Consider the following 18,298-nt stretch of genomic DNA (forward strand, 5'->3'; position numbering starts at 1 on the left):
CGCCTGCGCGACGTGGTGCTGCCCGCCGCCGAGCGGGCCGGCCGCGGCGCCGACGTCGCCATCCAGAAAGGCGGCATGAGCCTCACCGATTACCTCGACACCCAGCGCAACCTGCGCGCCGCGCGCATCGAAGCCGTCCAGGCCCGGGCCGATGTCGCCCGCGCCGCCCTGATGCTGCGTCTGGCCGGAGCCACCCCATGAAACGCACGCCCATCCTCATCGGCCTCGTGGCCGCCATCGCCGCCGGCGCCTGGTACCTGCGCCCGAGCGCCCCCGCCAAACCCGACGAGCCGGCCATCCAGCGCCCCTCCGCCGAACCCGGTGTGCTGCGCTTCCCCACCGCCGCGCCCCAGCTCGCCCAGATCAAGACCGAACGCGCCGCCCTCGCCCCGGTGCCGATGGACGAGCCCCTGGCCGCCCGCATCAGCTACGACGAGAACGCCACCGCCCGGCTGGTCGCCCCGATCGCCGGCCGGGTCGTCGAGATCCACGCCAACATCGGCGACACGGTGAAGGCCGGCACCGTGCTGGCCGTGCTCGACGCGCCTGAACTCGGCACCGCCGCCGCCGATCTGGCCAAGGCCCAGGCCGACGCCCAGCAGAAGAAATCCGCCCTCGACCGGGCCCGCAGCCTGTTCCAGGCCGAGGTCATCGCCCGCCGCGACCTGGAAGCCGCCCAGGCCGAGGCCCAGCAGTCCCAGGCCGAAGTGGAGCGCGCCCGGCTGCGCCTCGCCAACCTCAACCCCGGCGGCACCAGCGCAGCCGGCGGCCAGCGCTACCAGCTGCGTGCACCGATCAGCGGCGTGGTGGCCACCCGCAAGATCAACCCGGCGATGGAAGTGCGCCCCGACACCCCCGAGCCGCTCTTCGTCGTCACCGACATGAGCCGCCTGTCGGTGCTGGTGGATGTGCCCGAGCGCGACCTGCCCATCGTCACCGTCGGCAAATCGGCCCAGGTGGAAGTCTCCGCCTATCCCCACCGCAGCTTCACCGGCAAGGTGGTGCATGTGGCCCCGACCCTCGACCCCCAGACCCGCCGCATCCAGGCCCGCGTTGCCGTGGACAACCGGGAGGGCCTGCTCAAGCCCGAGATGTACGCCAAGGTCGGCATCCTCGCCGACGCCAAGGAAGAGCTGCCCAAGATCCCCACCGGCGCGCTGCTGGTCGAAGGGGTGAAGAACTACGTCTTCGTCGAGCGCGAAGCCGGCGTGTTTGAAAAGCGCGAAGTCACCCTGGCAGTGCAGACCCGCAGCTTCGCCTACGTGTGGAGCGGCGTGAAGGGCGGCGACAAGGTGGTCAGCGTCGGGGCCCTGCTCCTCAACGCCGAACTGGCCAGCAGTTCCCGCTGACGGGCCGCCGCCATGTTCGACACCCTCATCACCCTCGCCCTGCGCCAGCGGGCCTTCATCCTCATCGCCGCCGCGGTGCTGCTCGGCTACGGCCTGTACGCCGTCAACCAGATCTCCATCGAAGCCTTCCCGGACGTGCAGGACGTGCAGGTCCAGGTCGTCACCCAGGCCATCGGGATCGCCCCCGAAGAGGTCGAGCGCACCATCTCGCTCCCCATCGAGCGCGAGATGAGCGGCGTGCCGGGCATGACCCAGCTGCGCTCGGTGTCGATCACCGGCCTGTCGGTGGTCACCCTCACCTTCAACGAAAAGACCGCCGACTACTTCGCCCGCCAGCAGGTGCTCGAACGCCTGCAGAACGTCTCGCTGCCGCCCGGCTCCCAGCCGGTGCTGGCGCCGCTGACCACCGCCGTCGGCGAGATCTACCGCTACGTGCTCGACGCCCCGCCCACCGCCGACCGCGAGGAGATCCGCGCGATCCAGGACTGGACGGTACGCCCGGCCCTGCGCATGGTGCCGGGCATCGCCGACGTGGTGAGCTTCGGCGGCGCGATCCGCGAGGTGCAGGTGCGCATCGACCCCGAGCTCCTGCGCAAGTACGCGTTGAGCCTGGGCGATGTCACCCAGGCCCTCAACGCCGCCAGCGCCAACGGCAGCGGCGGCCTGCTCCCCCGCGGCGACGAAGCCCTGGTGGTGCGCACCCTCGGCCTGTTCCAGAGCCTCGACGACGTGCGCGACGTGGTGGTGGTGGCCCGGGAAGGCAAGCCGGTGCGCATCAGCGACGTGGCCGAAGTGGTGGCGGGTTTCCGCCCCCGCTCGGGGATCGTGGCCTTCAACGACCGGGACGACGTGATCGAGGGTATCGTCCAGATGACCAAGGGTGGCAACGCCGCCAAGATCGTCGAAGCCCTCAAGCTCAAGGTGGACGAGGTCAACGCCCGCCTGCCCGAAGGCTACCAGCTGCGCCCGATCTACCAGCGCACCGAACTCATCGGCCACACCGTGGCCACCGTGGCCGAGAACCTGCTGGTCGGCGCCGTGCTCGTCACCGCCATCCTGCTGGCCTTCCTGCGCAACCTGCGGGCAGCGATCATCGTCGCCGCGGTGATTCCCCTGTCGCTGCTGTTCGCCTTCATCCTGATGCACGCCATGGGCGTGTCGGCCAACCTGATCTCCCTGGGCGCGGTGGACTTCGGCGTCATCATCGACAGCGCGGTGGTGATGGTCGAGGCGCTGATGGTGCGCCTGGCGGTGGACGCCAACTCCGAACACCACGGGATCATCTCGCCGGTGGGCCGGCGCATCCACGCCCTCAAGCAGACCTGCGTCGAGCTGGGTTCGCCGATCATGTTCTCGAAGGCGATCATCATCGTCGCCTTCCTGCCGATCTTCACCTTCCAGCGCATGGAAGGACGGATCTTCACCCCGGTGGCGCTGACCCTCTCCTTCGCCCTGCTCGGCGGCCTGATCCTGACCCTCACCCTGGTGCCCACGCTGCTCTCCTACGCCCTCAACAAGGAGGACATGGCCGAGAAGGAAAGCCCCTGGCTGCACCGCCTGCAGGCGCGCTACCGGGATCTGCTGGTGAAGCTCCAGGCCCGCCGCCGGGCGGTGATCGCCGGTTCGCTGCTGTGCCTGGCTGCCGCCATGGGCATCGCCCCGCTGCTGGGCTCCGAGTTCCTGCCCAAGCTCGACGAAGGCAACATCTGGCTCACCATCAGCCTGCCCCAGTCGTCCGGCCTCACCAACACCAAGGAGGTGGAGCGCAAGGTGCGTGCGGTGCTGTCCACCTACCCCGAGGTGAAGGCGGTCATCACCCACGTGGGCCGCCCCGACGACGGCACCGACCCCAAGGGCCCCAACAACATCGAGATCCTGGTGGATCTCAAGCCCCGCAGCGAATGGCGCTTCGCCACCAAGGACGCGCTGGTGGACAGCATGTCGGGCCGTCTGGAAGCCATCCCCGGCCTGCCCACCAACTTCTCCCAGGTGATCCAGGACAGCGTCGAGGAATCCCTCTCCGGCGCCAAGGGCGAGATCGCGGTGAAGGTTTTCGGGCCCAACCTCGAGGTGCTCGAAGCCAAGGGCCGCCAGATCGCCGGGGTACTCAACCGCATCGAAGGCTCGGCCGACGTGGCCGCCCTGCCGGTGGGCGGCCAGAGCGAGGTGGACATCCGCCTGCGCCGCGAAGCCCTGGCCCGCTACGACATCAACGTCACCGACGTGAACGCGATGATCCAGACCGCCCTCGGCGGCAGCGCGGTCAACGCCTTCTACGAGGGCGAGCGCCGCTACGACGTCACCCTGCGTTTCGGGCCCCAGTTCCGCGACCAGGTGGACGACATCGCCAACCTGCCCGTGGCCCTGCCCGACGGGCATGGCAGCATCCCGCTGGGCGACCTGGCCGACGTGGAGCTGCGCCAGGGCGCCTCGCGCATCCAGCGCGAAGCCGGCAGCCGCAACGTGATCGTCAAGGCCAACCTGCGCGGCCGCGACCAGGGCAGCTTCGTCGCCGAAGCCCAGAAGAAGGTCGCCGCCGAAGTCAGCCTGCCGGCCGGTTACACCATCACCTGGGGCGGCCAGTTCGAGAACCAGCAGCGCGCCATGGCCCGCCTCAAGCTGATCGTGCCGATCACCCTCGGGCTGATCTTCTCGCTGCTGTTCTGGGCCTTCCGCGACATCCGCCCGGCCCTGCTGGTACTGTCGATGGTGCCCTTCACCCTGATCGGCGGCTTCGCCGGGCTGGGGCTGGCCGGGCTGCACCTGTCGGTGTCGGCGGCGGTGGGCTTCATCGCGGTGGCCGGCATCTCGGTGCAGAACGGCGTGATCATGGTCGAGCAGGTCATCGAGATCGCCCGGCGTGGCGCGACGCGCTCCGAGGCCATCCTCGACGGCGCCATGCTGCGCCTGCGCCCCATCGTGATGACCGCCCTGATGGCCGGCCTGGGCCTGCTGCCCGCCGCCCTGTCCCACGGCATCGGCTCCGAAACCCAGCGCCCCTTTGCCGTCGTGATCGTCGGCGGCATCGTCAGCGCGACCATCTTCACCCTGCTCCTGCTGCCGGTGCTGCTGTCCTACGGCGGCGCCAGGGAGCGGGTGAAGAAGGAAGACGTTTAAGCTAGCGTCCCCCTCAACCCAACCGCCCAGGCCCAACCGCCCATGCGCATCCTCATCGTCGAAGACGACCCCCTGCTTGCCGACGGCGTGGCCCAGCTGCTGCGCGGGGCCGGCTTCACTGCCGACTTCGTGGGCAGCGCCGAGCTGGCCGAGGCCGCCGTCGCGGCCGAGAAGTTCGACCTGATGGTGCTCGACATCGGCCTGCCCGGCATGGACGGGCTGGAGCTGCTGTCGCGCCTGCGGGCCCGCCACAACCCGATCCACGTGCTCATGCTCACCGCCCGCGACGCCCTGAACGAGCGGGTGCGCGGCCTCAACCTGGGCGCCGACGACTACCTCACCAAGCCCTTCGCGGCTGTCGAACTCCTCGCCCGGGTCAATGCCCTCGTGCGCCGCAGCCGTGGCCAGAGCGGCCAGCGCCGCGAGTTCGGCCCCCTTGTGCTCGACGAAGAAGCCCACCGGGCGTGGCTCTCCGGCCAGCCCCTGGAGCTGCCCCAGCGCGAATGGGCGATCCTCCAGTTCCTCCTCGACAACCTGGAGCGCGTCCTCAGCAAGGAGCGTATCGTGGCGGCCGTATGCAGCTGGGACAAGGACATGAGCGAGAACGCCGTCGAGGTGTACGTCTCGCGCCTGCGGGCCAAGCTCGAGCCCGCCGGCATCCGCATCCGCACCGTGCGCGGCCTGGGCTACATGCTCGAAGACCTGCCCCATGACGCGAAGCCTGCGTAAATCCCTGCTGCTGTGGCTGCTGCTGCCGGCAGCCCTGGCCATCATCACCTTCCTGCCGCTGGCCTACCACCTGGTCCACCAGCCGGCCATGGAGGCCCTCGACCAGGCACTCGCCGACGCCAGCCTGGCGCTGGTGCCGCACCTCGAGGTAGTGGACGGCGAACCCCGCTTCGTCTTTCCGCCCGCCGCCGAGCAGGTGCTGCGCACCGACCGGGTGGACGACATCTACTACCTCATCCTCGGCCCCAACGACCGCTTCATCGCCGGCGACGCCGGCCTGCCCCACGAAGCCGGCCCCGATGACGAGGTGCGGGGCGAGCGGACCAGCTTCGACTCCCACTTCCGCGGCCATCGGGTGCGCGTCACCGCCATCCACCGCACCATCGCCGAAGAACCCTTCATCTTCGTCACCGCCGAAACCACCCGCAAGCGCGACCAGCTCAAGCTCGACCTCGCCGTCGCCCTGCTGCTGCCGCTGATGTTCTTCGCGGTGGCCACCGGCATCACCATCTGGTTCGGCGTGCATCACGCCCTGCTGCCGGTCGAGGGCATCCGCCGCGCGCTGCACGGCATGGAACACCGGGCCCTCCAGCCCCTAGACGAGGGCGCCGCGCCCATCGAGATCCGCCCCCTGGTCACCGAATTCAACCAGGTGCTCGACCGCCTGGAAGAAGCCGCCGAAGCCCAGCAGCGCTTCGTGGCCAACGCCGCCCACCAGCTGCGCACGCCGCTGGCCGGCATCCGCACCCAGCTCGAGCTCCTCCAGCGCGAACCCGACGCCACCGAGCGCGACGCCCGCACCCGCCACTGCGTGGGCGCCATCGAACGCCTCGGCCACCTCATCAACCAGATGCTGGTGCTGCTCTCCGCCGAGCCCGGCGGCCGCCACACCAACCTCGCCGCCACCGTCGACCTGCCCGAACTGATCCGCGACCGCAGCCCCGAATGGATCCGCCTCGCCGAAGCCCGCAGCCTCGACCTGGGCTTCGAGCTGCAGGCCGCCCGCGTCAACGGCGACCGCCTGCTGCTGGGCGAGATGATCGCCAACCTGGTCGCCAACGCCCTCAACTACACCCCGGCGCCGGGCGAGGTGACCATCCGCTGCCGCACCGAAGGCAGCCACAGCCTGATCGAAGTCGAAGACACCGGCCCCGGCATCCCCGCCGCCGCCCGCCAGCAGGTCTTCGAGCGCTTCTTCCGCCTTCCCGCCGCCAGCCACCCGGGCAGCGGCCTGGGCCTCGCCATCGTCCGCGAGATCGCCCGCGGCGCCGGCGGCGAAGTGGACATCCTCGACACCGCCGACGGGCGTGGCGTGCTGTTGCGGGTAAGCCTGCCGGCCTTGATCGACACCCCCGACGAAGAACCCGCATAACGCGCTAAGATCGGCATCCCCGGTATTTCCACGGAATTTCCCATGCGCGGCCACTTCGCAGCCATCTCCCTCATCCTCATCGGCGTCGTCGCCCTGGGGATCAACCTCGACCTGTTCGAGCTCGACATCGTCCGCCTGGCCCGCACCTGGTGGCCGCTGGTGCTGATCGCCCTCGGCATCGGGCTGTTCCTCACCCCGGGCGAGGGGCGCAAACCCGACTGACCCGCCCAGCAGGCAGGGGAGGAATCCGCCCGGCCCGCTAAAGTACGCTGGCGTGAGACCGTTATCCGGGAATAACCCGCTCAGATAACGCGCCCCGTGATTCCCGCCCGCTCCAGTTCCGCCGATCGCGCCGGACTCTTCGTCCTCGTCGCCGGCCTCGCCGCTGCCCTGCTCGTCGCCTTCCTGGCGGTGCGCAACCAGACGGAGCAGCGCGCCACCGAGCTGGTCGACCAGGGCTCGCGCCTCGTCAAGGCGCTGGCCGCGATTCCCAAGGATGGCCTGGTGCCGTCCCCCGGCCGCCCCAATCCCCTCGCTGCGGTGCTCCGCGCCCACGGCAACGCCGATCTGGCCTACGGCCTCGTCACCGACCCCCAGGGCCAGCCCCTGTCCGAAGTCACCGCCCCAGGCCTCACCCCGAGCGTACTGCCGCTGGCCGCCGACAAGCCGGCCGAATGGTTCGGCCACCGCCCGGTCGATAGCGGCGCCGCCGGGCTCGAACTGATCGAATTCCACGGCCCGCTCCTCCATGACGGGCGCCTCGAAGGTTTCGTGCGGGTCGCCTTCCGCGCCCCGACCCTCGGCTTCGACGCCCGCCAACTGCCCTTCCTGGCCGGGCTGGCGCTGCCCATCCTGCTCCTCGTGCCGCTGTTCTTCTTCATGCTGCGCAGCCAGCTGCGGCCACTCCAGGAGGTCAGCCAGCGGGTCGAACAGCTCGCCGCCAGCGCGCCGGCCGATCTCGCGGGCGACGCCACCGCCCGGGATCTGGTGACCCGCTTCGGGCGCTTCCTCGACGCCACCGAAAAGCGCATCCGCGAACTCGAAGCCGGCCGCGGCGACGCCGAGACCGCCATCAAGCTGCTGGGCTACAAGCGCGAGAAGGTCGAGAGCGCCCTCGAGACCCTGCCCGAAGGCGTGCTGGTGCTGGACGAAGGCAGCCTCACGGTGTTCGCCAACACCAAGGTCGGCCCGCTGCTGTCGGTCGATCCCGCCGCCCTCGTCGGCAAGCAGCCCACCGAATGGCCAGTGGAGGGCGGCGTCCTGCGGGCGCTCAGCCCGCTGCTGGGCGGCGCCTCCACCAGCCAGACCGCCGACTTCCACCCCGACGGCAACGAAAGCCGCCGGGTCAGCGTGTGGGCCCTGCCCCTGTTCGCCCCCCGCGACGCCACCCGCCGCCTCGGCTCGCTGATCGTCCTGCGCGAAACCACCGACCAGATGCTCGCCGCCCAGGCCCGGGACGAGTTCATCGCCCACGTGGCCCACGAACTGAAGACGCCGCTGGCCAACATCACCCTTTACGGCGAGCTGCTCCGGGACGACCCGAATCTCGCCGCCGACACCCGCGTCGAGGCCATCAACACCGTCTGCGACGAATCCCGGCGCGCCGCCGCGCTCATCAACAACCTGCTCAACATCTCGCGCATCGAGGCCGGCAGCATCGTCATCGACCGCCAGCGGGTGCGCCTGGCCGAACTGCTCGCCGACTGCATGGAGCAGCTCCAGCACACCGGCGCCAGCCGCGACCTGCGCCTGCAGGTGAGCGTGCCGCCCGAGCTGCCGCCGGTCGAGCTGGACAAGGATCTGCTGCGCATCGCCCTGAACAACCTGCTCACCAACGCCGCCAAGTACAACCGGACTGGCGGCGAAATCATCCTGTCGGCCGAAGAGACCGACGAGCGCATCGTGATCACCGTGCAGGACAGCGGGATCGGCATTCCCGCCGCCGATCTGCCGCGCATCTTCGACAAGTTCTACCGTTCCGCCGACCGCGAAGCCGTCGCCCGCGGCGGCCACGGGCTGGGCCTGTACCTCGCGCGGCAGATCGTCGAGCTGCACCAGGGCCAGATCGAGGTCACCAGCCAACCCGGCCAGGGCACCCGCGTCACCCTGAGCTTCCGCAAACCCCATGTATTGCTGAGGGCCGCATGAAACGTCTCCTCGTCGTCGACGACGAACCCCACGTGGCCCGCGTGCTGCGGGTCAGCCTGGCCAAGGAAGGCTGGCAGATCGACCTGGCCCACGACGGCCACGAAGCCCTCGCCGCCATCGCCAGCAACCCGCCGGACGCCCTCATCACCGACATCCAGATGCCCGGCATGGGCGGCGAGGAGTTGTGCCGCCGCCTCCACGCCGACGACACCCGCCCCGCCTTTCCGGTGCTGGTGATGACCTCCATGACCGCCCGCGACCAGCGCAGCTGGGCCCAGGAGCTGGGCGGCATCGAATTCCTCGAAAAACCGGTGAGCCCCCGGCGCATCGCCACCCTGCTCGGCCAGCTGGTCGCCCGGGAGCGCACCGATGACTGACACCCGCGCTGCCGACCTGGCCCGCTACGGCCGCTGGCTCAAGCGCGGCGTGGGCGAAGCCTTCAGCGCCGCCATCGGCACAGCAGCGGGCGATCTGCTGTGGGCCGACGGCGACCCGGCCCCCCTTGGCGAAGCCCTCGCCGCCTGCAACGCAGCGCCTCCGGGCGGCGACGGCATGCGCCGCCTCAAGACCGGCCTCGGCGTCACCTACGCCAGCCCCGCCCTGCTGCCCGACGGCCCCGGCTGGCTGATCGCCGTGCCCCGGGACGACGCCGCCCCCTTCGGCATCGACCTCGACACCGTCGCCGAGACCATGGCCGACGTGGCCGCCACCCTCGCCGACCGCAACAGCCTGGGCGCCGAGATGGACGTGCTGGCCGCCGAACTCGCCGAACGCTACGAAGAGCTCCACCTTTTCTACGACATCGACCGCCACCTCACCAAGCAGGATCTGGGCGCCGAAGTCCTGCAGGACCTGCTGAAGAGCTGCGCCGAACAGCTCAACGCCGACGTGGCCTGCTTCGTCCGCCCGGCCGAGAACCTCACCGTCTCCGCCACCAACCTCAGCAAGCCGATCCACAACCTGGATCTGGTGCTGGTGGAGATGCGCGGCGACCTGTTCCGCTTCGTCTCTTCAAGCCGCGCCACGGTCGTCCTCAATGACATGAAGGACTCCCGCCGGCCCTACATCTTCACCGACATGCCCTACAAGGTGCTGGCCTGCCCGGTGTTCCAGGGCCTCGAGATGCCGGCCATGCTCACCCTCCTCAACCACCAGGAGAAGCCCGACTTCACCAACAGCGACCGCCGCCTCGGCGAGGTGATGGCGCACCAGATCTCCAACGTGATGCACATGGGCGAGATGTTCGCCGAGATGCGCCGCTTCACCGAGCAGATGGCCGCCGCGCTGATCGAGGCCGTCGAGGCCAAGGACCCGTACACCCGCGGCCACTCCGAGCGGGTGCACCTGCTGTCGATGCGCCTGGGCCAGGCCCTGCGCCTGCGCACCGAGGAGATGGAGAACCTCCACTGGGGCTCGCTCCTCCACGACGTGGGCAAGATCGGCATCCCCGACGCCGTGCTGTGCAAACCCGGCCGGCTCACCAACGACGAATACACCTTCATCAAGGTGCACCCGGAGCGCTCCTACGAAATCCTGCGCCACGTGGACCGCCTCAAGGGCGCTCTCGCCGGCGCCCGCCACCACCAGGAAAAATTCGACGGCACCGGCTATCCCCACGGCCTGCGCGGCTCCGACATCCCGCTGCTGGCGCGGATCATCGCCGTGGCCGACACCTACGACAGCATCACCAGCTCGCGCGCCTACCGGGCCGGCAGCACCCACGAGGCGGCAGAAAGGGAGATGCGCCGGGTCAGCGGCACCCAGCTCGACCCGGAGCTCCTCGACATCTTCCTGCGCCTGTGCGACGACGAGCCGGCCATGCTGCTGAAGATGGGCATCCGGCGGGAGTGCGACGATCACTGACAACGTCGTCCGCACCCGTGCGGGCACCCTCACCTACCTCGCTCCCGAAGGCGCGCTGCACGACACCGACGCCGTGGGCGCCCTCGGCAGCGCCATCGACACCTGCGCCGCCGAATACGAACTGCGCATCGTCCTCGACCTGGGCAAGGTCTCGCTGCTCTCCAGCCAGGCCCTCGCCCAGCTCCTCGTCGGCAGCGCCAAGCTCGCCGGACTTGGCGGCTGGCTGCGCCTCACCGCCCCTAACCCGCTGATCCACGACATCCTGGTGGCCACCGGGCTCAACCGGCGCATCGAGATCTTCGACAGCGGCGGCCCCGAATCCCGCCCCCTGCCGCCGCCCCTCGCCCCCAGCGGCCAGCGCCTCGGCGACATCCTCACCGAACGCGGCCTCGCCAAGCCCGAGCAGATCGCCGAAGCCGCGCGCCTGCAGCGCCAGCTCGGCCTGCGCATCGGCCGCATCCTCATCGAGAAGGGCTGGGTGCCCGAGCACGAGCTGCTCCAGGCCCTCTCGGCCCAGCTCGGCGTGCCCTACCTGGCCATGCGGCCGGGCCTCTTCGACCCGGCCATCGCCGAAGCCCTGCCCCAGGACATGGCCCGCCGGCTGGGTGTGCTGCCCATGTTCCGGATCGGCAACGAGCTCACCCTCGCCACCACCGACCCGCAGTCCATGCCCGTGGCCGACGAGATCGAGCGCGCCAGCGGCTGCCGCCTGCGCTGGGTGCTGGCCGGCGCCGACGCGATCCAGAAATGCCTGTTCGAGGCCTACTCCGGCTCCGCCTACGATCCCGACCTGATCGACGGCAACACGATGGACCTGGAGGTCATCGAGAACACCAGCCAGGCGGGCGACACCACCACCATCGACGAGCTCGCCGCCGGCAGCCCGGTGATCAACCTGGTCAACTCGATCATCCAGCGGGCCATCCACGACAACGCCAGCGACATCCACCTGGAGCTCTTCCGCACCAAGGCGCGGGTGCGCTTCCGCATCGACGGCGTGCTGTACGAGGTGATGAACCCCCGCGCCGACCTCTTCCCGGCCCTCGTCTCGCGCCTCAAGGTGATGGCCAACCTGGACATCGCCGAACGCCGCCTGCCCCAGGACGGGCGCATCCAGGTGTCCACCAAGGGCCGCACCGTGGACCTGCGCTTCTCGTCGCTGCCCGGCATCTACGGCGAGAAGGTGGTGCTGCGGGTGCTCGACAAGGGCACCACGGTGCTCGACCTGCACCGCCTGGGCCTGGCCGATGGCAACCTCACGCGCTTCCGCCGCCTGCTGGCGCGCAGCCACGGCCTGCTCCTCGTCACCGGCCCCACCGGCAGCGGCAAGACGACCACCCTCTACGGCGCCATCGACCACCTGCGCAGCATCGAGAAGAACATCGTCACCATCGAAGACCCGGTGGAATACCAGCTCGACATCATCAACCAGAACCAGGTGAACGAAGCGGTGGGCCTCACCTTCCCGCGCATCCTGCGCCACGTGCTGCGCCAGGACCCGGACATCATCATGGTGGGCGAGATCCGCGACCGCCAGACCGCCGAGATCGCCGTGCAGGCCGCCCTCACGGGCCACCTCGTGCTGTCCACGCTCCACACCAACGACGCCGTGGGCGCCGTGGCGCGGCTGGTGGACATGGGCGTCGAGCCCTACCTGCTGTCGTCGGCGCTGATCGGCGTGATGGCCCAGCGCCTCGTGCGGCGCATCTGCCCCGAATGCCGCAGCACCTACATCGCCCCGCCGGAGCTCGTCGAACGCTTTGGCTGGGAAGCCCGCGGCCAGGTGATGCTGGCCCGCGGCCGCGGCTGCCGCAACTGCTACGACAGCGGCTACAAGGGCCGGCTGGCGATCCACGAGCTCATCGAGATCGACCGCCCGCTGCAGAGCCTGATCGTCGCCGACGCCGGCTACGAAGCCCTCAGCGATCACGTGCGGCGCGGCCCCACGCCGGGCCTCTTCGACGACGGGCTCGACCGGGTGCTGGCCGGCCACACCACGCTGGAGGAGATCTCCCGCGTGGTGCTGCTGGAGTAAACCGATGGCCATCGAACTCGGCCCCTCCAGCGGCGCGTCCGCCCCCACCGCCGCCAGCAGCGCGAAGGCCGCCTTTGCCGGCTGGAGCCAGCGCATCCAGGTAGCCGACCGGATCGCCTTCACCGAACAGCTGGCGCTGCTGCTGGAAACCGGCGTGCCGCTCCACACCGCGCTCAGCGAACTCCACGCCCAGTCGCGCCGCCCGCCGGTGAAGGCGGTGCTGGCCGCGCTCCACCACGACATCCTCGAAGGCAAGCCCCTGTCCCAGGCCCTCGCCGCCCAGCCGGCGATGTTCCCCGGCACCTACACCCACCTGGTCGCGGCGGCCGAGGAAGGCGGCTTCCTGCCCGACGTGCTGGCCCAGCTCAAGGATCTCGACGAGAAGGCCCAGAACCTGCGCGTCGCGCTGGTCTCGGCCCTCACCTATCCGGCGGTGCTGCTGGGCCTGTCGGTGATCGTCGTGGCCTTCATCCTGCTGTGGGTGTTCCCGCGCTTTGCCGACCTCTTCGCCTCCATCCACGACCGCCTGCCCGTCACCACCCTGGTGCTCATGGCCCTGTCGGACTTCCTGCACAAGTACGGCGCGCTGGTGGTGGTGGGCATCGGCGTGCTCGCGCTGGTGGGGCGGCGCGTCGCCACCTCGCCGGAAGGCCGCGCCGCCATCGAGCGGGCAGTGATGGCCACCCCGGCCCTCGGCAACATCGTGATGGGCATCCACATGGTGCGGGTGTTCCGCATCCTGTCCCTGTCGCTGTCCCGGGGCGTGCCGCTGCTCAAGGCCCTGGCCGCCAGCCAGGACATCGCCTCCACCCGCGCCCTGCGCGAGGCCATGGAGCGCATGCGCGTGAGCGTCGAGGAAGGCCGCGGGCTTTCGGCGGCGCTCGCAGACACCGAGTTCATCCCGCCCCTGGCCCGGGAGATGCTCGCCACCGGCGAGCGCAGCGGCCACCTGGCCAAGGTGCTGGAGCGCCTCGCCGAGCACTACCAGCGCAAGCTCGAACAACGCCTCGCCACCCTCGCCAAGGTCATCGAACCGGTGATGCTGCTGTTCATGGGCGGCCTCGTCGCCACCATCGTCAGCGCGCTGATCCTGCCCATCTTCAAGCTGTCGGCGGCTGTTCATTAGGCGGACGGAATTCACGGTGAAGGCAAACTTGCACCTCAACTTTCGGCCGCTCTGGCCGTAACAGGGTCCATACCTGCTCACCGGGCGGAGTGCTCCCGCCCATTGCACTACAAGAACCGGAGTCCGCAATGAAGATTCGCCGCCCCCGCCTGCAAGACGGCTTCACGCTTGTCGAACTGCTGATCGTCGTGGTCATCCTCGGCGTGCTGGCCGCCATCGCCATTCCGCAGTTTTCCGCCTCCACCGACGACAGCAAGGCCGCCGCGCTGGACGCCACCCTGAGCAACCTGCGCACCGCCATCGAGCTGTACTACCAGCAGCACGGCAGCTACCCTAGCGCCGTGGCCGCCGGCGGCTCCTTCGGGGCGATCGACACCGAAGCCGCCTTCGTTTCTCAGCTGGTCAAATTCACCAGTGCTACCGGCGCCGTCAGCAACACCAAGGACGCCACCTACAAGTACGGCCCCTACCTCAAGAAGAGCACCATCCCCGCCGATCCGATGAAGAACGTCGCCACCGTCGAAGTCATCAACCTCGGCAGCCTGGGCATGACCGCCACCTCTGGTGATCCCGGCGGCTGGAAGTTCGACAACAAGACCGGCCAGCTGATCGTCAACATCGCCGCCTACCAGTCCCGCTGATCTTGCCGCCGTGGCAGCGCCCGGCATCCGCCCCGCCCGTTGCGGCGGGGTGACCCTCATCGAACTGCTCATCGCCGTCGGCATCCTCGCCATGCTTGCCGCCTCGGCCGCCCCCCTGATCTCCGCCACCAGCCGCCCGGCCCAGGCCGCCAAGGCCGCCGAGCAGCTCGCCGCGGCCCTGCGTTTCGCCCGCGACGAGGCCCTGCGCACCCAGAACCCCTGCGGCGTGATCTTCGCCGCCGGCAGCGCCAGCGACAGCTACAAGGTTTACACCCTCGACACCAGCAGCGCGCCGCCCACCCCGCTCTACACCGTCCGCCACCCGCTCTCCCGCCAGCTCTACGCCGAGACCCTCGGCAGCGGCAGCCGCCATCCCGACACCCGCCTCGACAGCAATCTGGTCGTGCTGCCTTCGGGCACCGCGAGCGCCCTGTCCTTCCTCGCCGACGGCGCCCCGGCGACCACCCAGGGCAGCGCCCTGCAGCGCCTCGCCAGCGGCAGCGCGCGGGTGCGCGTCCAGGCCGGCAGCCACACCCGCGACGTGCTGGTGGCCGCAGAGACCGGCCGCATCACCTTCCAGTAAGGCCATGAAACGCCAGCGCGGATTCGGCTACATCGAAGCCCTGGTGGCGGTGGTGCTGCTGGCGATCGCCATCGTCCCGGCCCTCGACGCCCTCTCCAACGCAACCCGTGGCGCCCCGACCGCCGACCGGGACGACGACCTGTGGCAGGCCGTCGCCAACAAGCTCTCCGACGTCGCCGGCGCCCGCTTCGACGACCTGGACACCGCCGCGTCGCTTGCCGGCAGCGCCACCACCGCGAGCCTGTTCTCCGACGCCAGCGGCGCCACGCCGCGGGTGATGATCTACCTCAGCCGCTACGACGGCGACAACGCCGACGGCGACAACAACCCCTTCACCGGCACCGACGCCGACCTGATCTGGGTCCGCGCCGCCATCACCGACCCGCCGGTCGAGATGACCACCCTGGTGACCCGATGAAGCCGCAGCGGGGTGTCGCCCTGGTCGAGCTGCTGGTCGCCGCGCTGATCGCCGCGCTGGTGCTGGGCAGCCTCGCCGGCATGCTCGGCGGCCTGCGCCAGAGCGACGCCGTGATCGAAGAGCGCGCCGTGCTCCAGCGCGACGCCCGCCTGGCCCTGGAGCGCATTGCCGCGATGGTCGAAGCCAGCACCCGCCTGATGGTGCCCCTCGAAGTCACCACCACCGCCCGCGACGTGCTCGCGGTGGCCCTGCCCCCCGGCGTCGACCGCAACGGCGACGGCTACGCCGATGCCGACAACGACAAGAACGGCGTCGTGGACGACGACCTGCCCGCCGACGAGACCAACGACGGCGGCGCCGGCATCATCGGCATCGACGACGACGGGGACGGCCTGGTGGATAACGGCGCGAGCTTCACCGACAACGACGAGAACGGCACCATCGGCAGCGCGCCGGTCGCCCCCAGGACCGGCGCCGACTGGATCGACCCGGTGGTGTATTACCGGGTCGGCACCCAGCTGGTGGAGCGCCTGCCCAACATCGCGCCCTTCAACGGCAACGACTACTCCGTGCGCCCCATCGCCGACAACGTGACCGCCTTCAGCGTCACCCGCGTCGCCACCGGCAACCGGCGCTACCGGGAAGTCCTCGTCCAGCTCACCCTGACCGGCCCCGGCGGCGAAACCGGCAGCTGGTCGCGCCGCCTGCGGGTGGGGGCGCGATGAGCTGCCGCACCCGGGGCTTCCTGCTGCTGCCGGTCAGCCTGCTGCTGATCGTCATCGGGGTGGTCACCTTCGGCCTCGTGCAGGACATCGGCACCGGCGCCCGCAGCAACCTGCGCGAAACCGAGCGGGCGCGCCGCATCGCCGAGGCCGGCATCGCCCACGCCACCTGGAAGCTCAACCAGCTCGCCACATGCAGCGGCTACACCGACCTGCCCGCCACCTCGATGGGCAGCGACAGCTACAAGGTCAGCGTCAGCCCCACCTCCGGCAGCCCGGTCACCCTCACGTCCACCGCCACCCTGGCCAGCGGACTGCCGGGCGCACGGGCCACCGTCAGCCGGCAGGTGCCCAAGACCGCCGGCAACACCCTCACCTACACCGTCAAGACCGACAGCAGCGGCGCCGACACCTACCTTGACGCCGCCAATACGACGAAGAACTATGGCGCTTCCGCCACCCTTCAGCTCCAGCAGGGCGCCAGCTACCCCCTGCTCCAGTTCGACCTCTCCACACTCCCGAAGGGCAGCCGCATCGTCGACGCCCAGCTCGTCCTGTACCGGGAGAATGCCGGCAGCCTGTCCCTGTCTGGGCGCGTCGTGAACGCCCACCGGGTGCTCGAGCCCTGGGTGCCCGGCACCAAGAACGGCAGCACCTCCGCCGACGGCGCCACCTGGCTGACCCGCGACGGCTTCAAGGCCTGGCAGATGGCCGGCGCCACCATCGAGTCGACGAGCGCGCTCGATGCGCCCCACACCCACTACTACCTGTCGGGCTACACGATCACCTGGGGCCTCACCAACCTCGTCCAGGGCTGGGTTGACCAACGCTATCCCAACTACGGCGTCCTGCTCGTCCCCACCTCCAGCTTCACCGAGGCCTACGCCTCGGCCGAGGCCTCCGACGCCACCCGTATCCCCAAGCTGGTCATCAAGTACATCGCCCCCTGCGGTGCGCTCAACCCACCCCAGGACGGCATCAGCGGCCGGGTCGCCTGGTGGAAGCTCGACGAGACCACCGGCGCCTCCGCTGGCGACGCCATCGGCGGCCACACCGGCAGCGTCACCGGCGGCAGCTGGAGCAGCGCCGGCGGCGTGGCTGGGGGCGCGCTCAGCTTTGCCTCTGCCGGCAAGGTCACGGTCACCCACACCAGCGACCTCTCCATGAGCGGAGACTTCAGCCTGGCCGCCTGGATCAACATGAGCGACCGCAACGGCAAACGCCCCGTCCTCTACAAGGGCACCGCCGCCAACGAGGCCAACTACGCCATGGGCACCCGCGACGGCGAAATGTACTTCGAGTACTTCGCCAACAACGCCTGGCGCACCTACACCACCACCGGCCTCAACCTGAAACCCGGCACCTACTACCACCTGGCCGCCACCTACAAGGACATCCTGCGCCAGATCAAGCTCTACGTGGATGGCAATCTCGTCGGCACCTTCACGGCAAGCTTCGGCAACACGCCTGTCGTCAACACCCGCAACCTGCTGATCGGCAACACCCCCTACAACGAGAACTTCCTGGGGCGGCTCGACGACGTGCAGATCATCGCCTCCACCCTCGACGCAACCGGTGTGCTCAGCGCGATGGGCGGCAGCGTGCGCCTGCCAGTGGCCGACGCCTACGTCTCCAGCAACCTGCCCGGCAACGTCAACTACGGCACCACCACGCCCCTGCAGCTCGCCTACGTGCCTGACAACCGGCCGATCCTGCGCTTCGATCTCTCCAACGTGCCAGCCGGCACCGTCATCAAGCGCGCCATCCTGTCCTTCCACGTGGAGAACTCACTCATCCTCAGCCTCTCCCTCAGCGCCAAGCTCTACCCGCTCACCGAAAGCTGGGTCGAAGGCACCCAGAACGGCGCCATCTCGAGCGGCGGCGTGAGCTGGAGCAAGCGCCAGAACGCCCCGGACCTCGCCTGGACCAACGCCGGCGGCACCTTCGCCAACAGCCTCGCCGGCACCCTCTCCCTGCCCCTGGGCGCCTCGCCCCAGCGCTACTGGGAGGTGAACATCACCACCACGGTGCAGGAATGGGTCGACGGCGTGCGGCCCAACAACGGGCTGGTCGCCCTGATGACCTTCGGCGTGGACACCGCCACGATTTCCAGCCGCGAAAGCCTGCGCCAGGAACCCCGCCTCGTCATCACCACCAATTAGGCCTCGATGCTCAAGGAATGACCGGCGCCCGCC

Annotated in this window: 15 protein-coding genes and 1 pseudogene; all 16 read left to right on the plus strand. The window is 69.9% G+C overall.

What is annotated here, in order from left to right:
* A pseudogene (locus QQK25_RS05595) lies at window positions 1-201 on the plus strand (TolC family protein); the annotation flags it as partial.
* A complete protein-coding gene (locus tag QQK25_RS05600) occupies window positions 198-1,349 on the plus strand; it encodes an efflux RND transporter periplasmic adaptor subunit (protein WP_284187046.1) in 1,152 nt (383 codons plus the stop codon). The pseudogene QQK25_RS05595 and the gene QQK25_RS05600, both read left to right, overlap by 4 nt.
* Before the next feature lie 12 nt (window positions 1,350-1,361).
* On the plus strand, window positions 1,362-4,466 hold the full coding sequence (locus QQK25_RS05605; protein ID WP_284187047.1) for an efflux RND transporter permease subunit: 3,105 nt from the start codon (window positions 1,362-1,364) through the stop codon (window positions 4,464-4,466).
* A gap of 42 nt (window positions 4,467-4,508) precedes the next feature.
* Window positions 4,509-5,195 (plus strand): response regulator, encoded by a 687-nt coding sequence (locus tag QQK25_RS05610; protein ID WP_153163164.1) that lies wholly within the window; start codon window positions 4,509-4,511, stop codon window positions 5,193-5,195.
* A complete protein-coding gene (locus QQK25_RS05615) occupies window positions 5,176-6,567 on the plus strand; it encodes a sensor histidine kinase (RefSeq protein WP_284187048.1) in 1,392 nt (463 codons plus the stop codon). The genes QQK25_RS05610 and QQK25_RS05615 overlap by 20 nt, the downstream gene beginning before the upstream one ends.
* A 42-nt stretch (window positions 6,568-6,609) precedes the next feature.
* Window positions 6,610-6,789: a LiaI-LiaF-like domain-containing protein gene (locus QQK25_RS05620; protein WP_284187049.1), complete on the plus strand. Its 180-nt coding sequence runs from the start codon at window positions 6,610-6,612 to the stop codon at window positions 6,787-6,789.
* Window positions 6,790-6,885: 96 nt separating this feature from the next.
* Window positions 6,886-8,715 carry a sensor histidine kinase gene (locus tag QQK25_RS05625; protein ID WP_284187050.1) on the plus strand — a complete coding sequence of 610 codons (1,830 nt, stop codon included), beginning with the start codon at window positions 6,886-6,888 and terminating at the stop codon, window positions 8,713-8,715.
* Window positions 8,712-9,092 (plus strand): response regulator, encoded by a 381-nt coding sequence (locus QQK25_RS05630; RefSeq protein WP_284187051.1) that lies wholly within the window; start codon window positions 8,712-8,714, stop codon window positions 9,090-9,092. The genes QQK25_RS05625 and QQK25_RS05630 overlap by 4 nt, the downstream gene beginning before the upstream one ends.
* Window positions 9,085-10,578 carry an HD-GYP domain-containing protein gene (locus tag QQK25_RS05635; RefSeq protein WP_284187052.1) on the plus strand — a complete coding sequence of 498 codons (1,494 nt, stop codon included), beginning with the start codon at window positions 9,085-9,087 and terminating at the stop codon, window positions 10,576-10,578. Before QQK25_RS05630 ends, QQK25_RS05635 begins: the two co-directional genes overlap by 8 nt.
* Window positions 10,579-10,651: 73 nt before the next feature.
* Window positions 10,652-12,613: an ATPase, T2SS/T4P/T4SS family gene (locus QQK25_RS05640; protein ID WP_284187053.1), complete on the plus strand. Its 1,962-nt coding sequence runs from the start codon at window positions 10,652-10,654 to the stop codon at window positions 12,611-12,613.
* Between the two features lie 4 nt (window positions 12,614-12,617).
* Complete coding sequence (locus tag QQK25_RS05645; RefSeq protein ID WP_284187054.1) at window positions 12,618-13,739, plus strand: type II secretion system F family protein; 1,122 nt, start codon at window positions 12,618-12,620, stop codon at window positions 13,737-13,739.
* A 128-nt stretch (window positions 13,740-13,867) separates the two neighbouring features.
* Window positions 13,868-14,380, plus strand: a complete 513-nt coding sequence (locus QQK25_RS05650; protein WP_284187055.1) for a prepilin-type N-terminal cleavage/methylation domain-containing protein — start codon at window positions 13,868-13,870, stop codon at window positions 14,378-14,380.
* 10 nt (window positions 14,381-14,390) lie between these two features.
* Window positions 14,391-14,963, plus strand: coding sequence for a pilus assembly FimT family protein (locus QQK25_RS05655; RefSeq protein ID WP_284187056.1), 573 nt, complete (start codon window positions 14,391-14,393; stop codon window positions 14,961-14,963).
* A gap of 4 nt (window positions 14,964-14,967) precedes the next feature.
* Window positions 14,968-15,381, plus strand: coding sequence for a type II secretion system protein (locus QQK25_RS05660; RefSeq protein WP_284187057.1), 414 nt, complete (start codon window positions 14,968-14,970; stop codon window positions 15,379-15,381).
* A complete protein-coding gene (locus tag QQK25_RS05665; protein WP_284187058.1) occupies window positions 15,378-16,106 on the plus strand; it encodes a prepilin-type N-terminal cleavage/methylation domain-containing protein in 729 nt (242 codons plus the stop codon). Before QQK25_RS05660 ends, QQK25_RS05665 begins: the two co-directional genes overlap by 4 nt.
* Window positions 16,103-18,265: a DNRLRE domain-containing protein gene (locus QQK25_RS05670; protein ID WP_284187059.1), complete on the plus strand. Its 2,163-nt coding sequence runs from the start codon at window positions 16,103-16,105 to the stop codon at window positions 18,263-18,265. The genes QQK25_RS05665 and QQK25_RS05670 overlap by 4 nt, the downstream gene beginning before the upstream one ends.
* Window positions 18,266-18,298 lie beyond the last annotated feature (33 nt).

Source organism: Zoogloea oryzae (genome assembly GCF_030161255.1).
Lineage (GTDB): Bacteria > Pseudomonadota > Gammaproteobacteria > Burkholderiales > Rhodocyclaceae > Zoogloea > Zoogloea oryzae.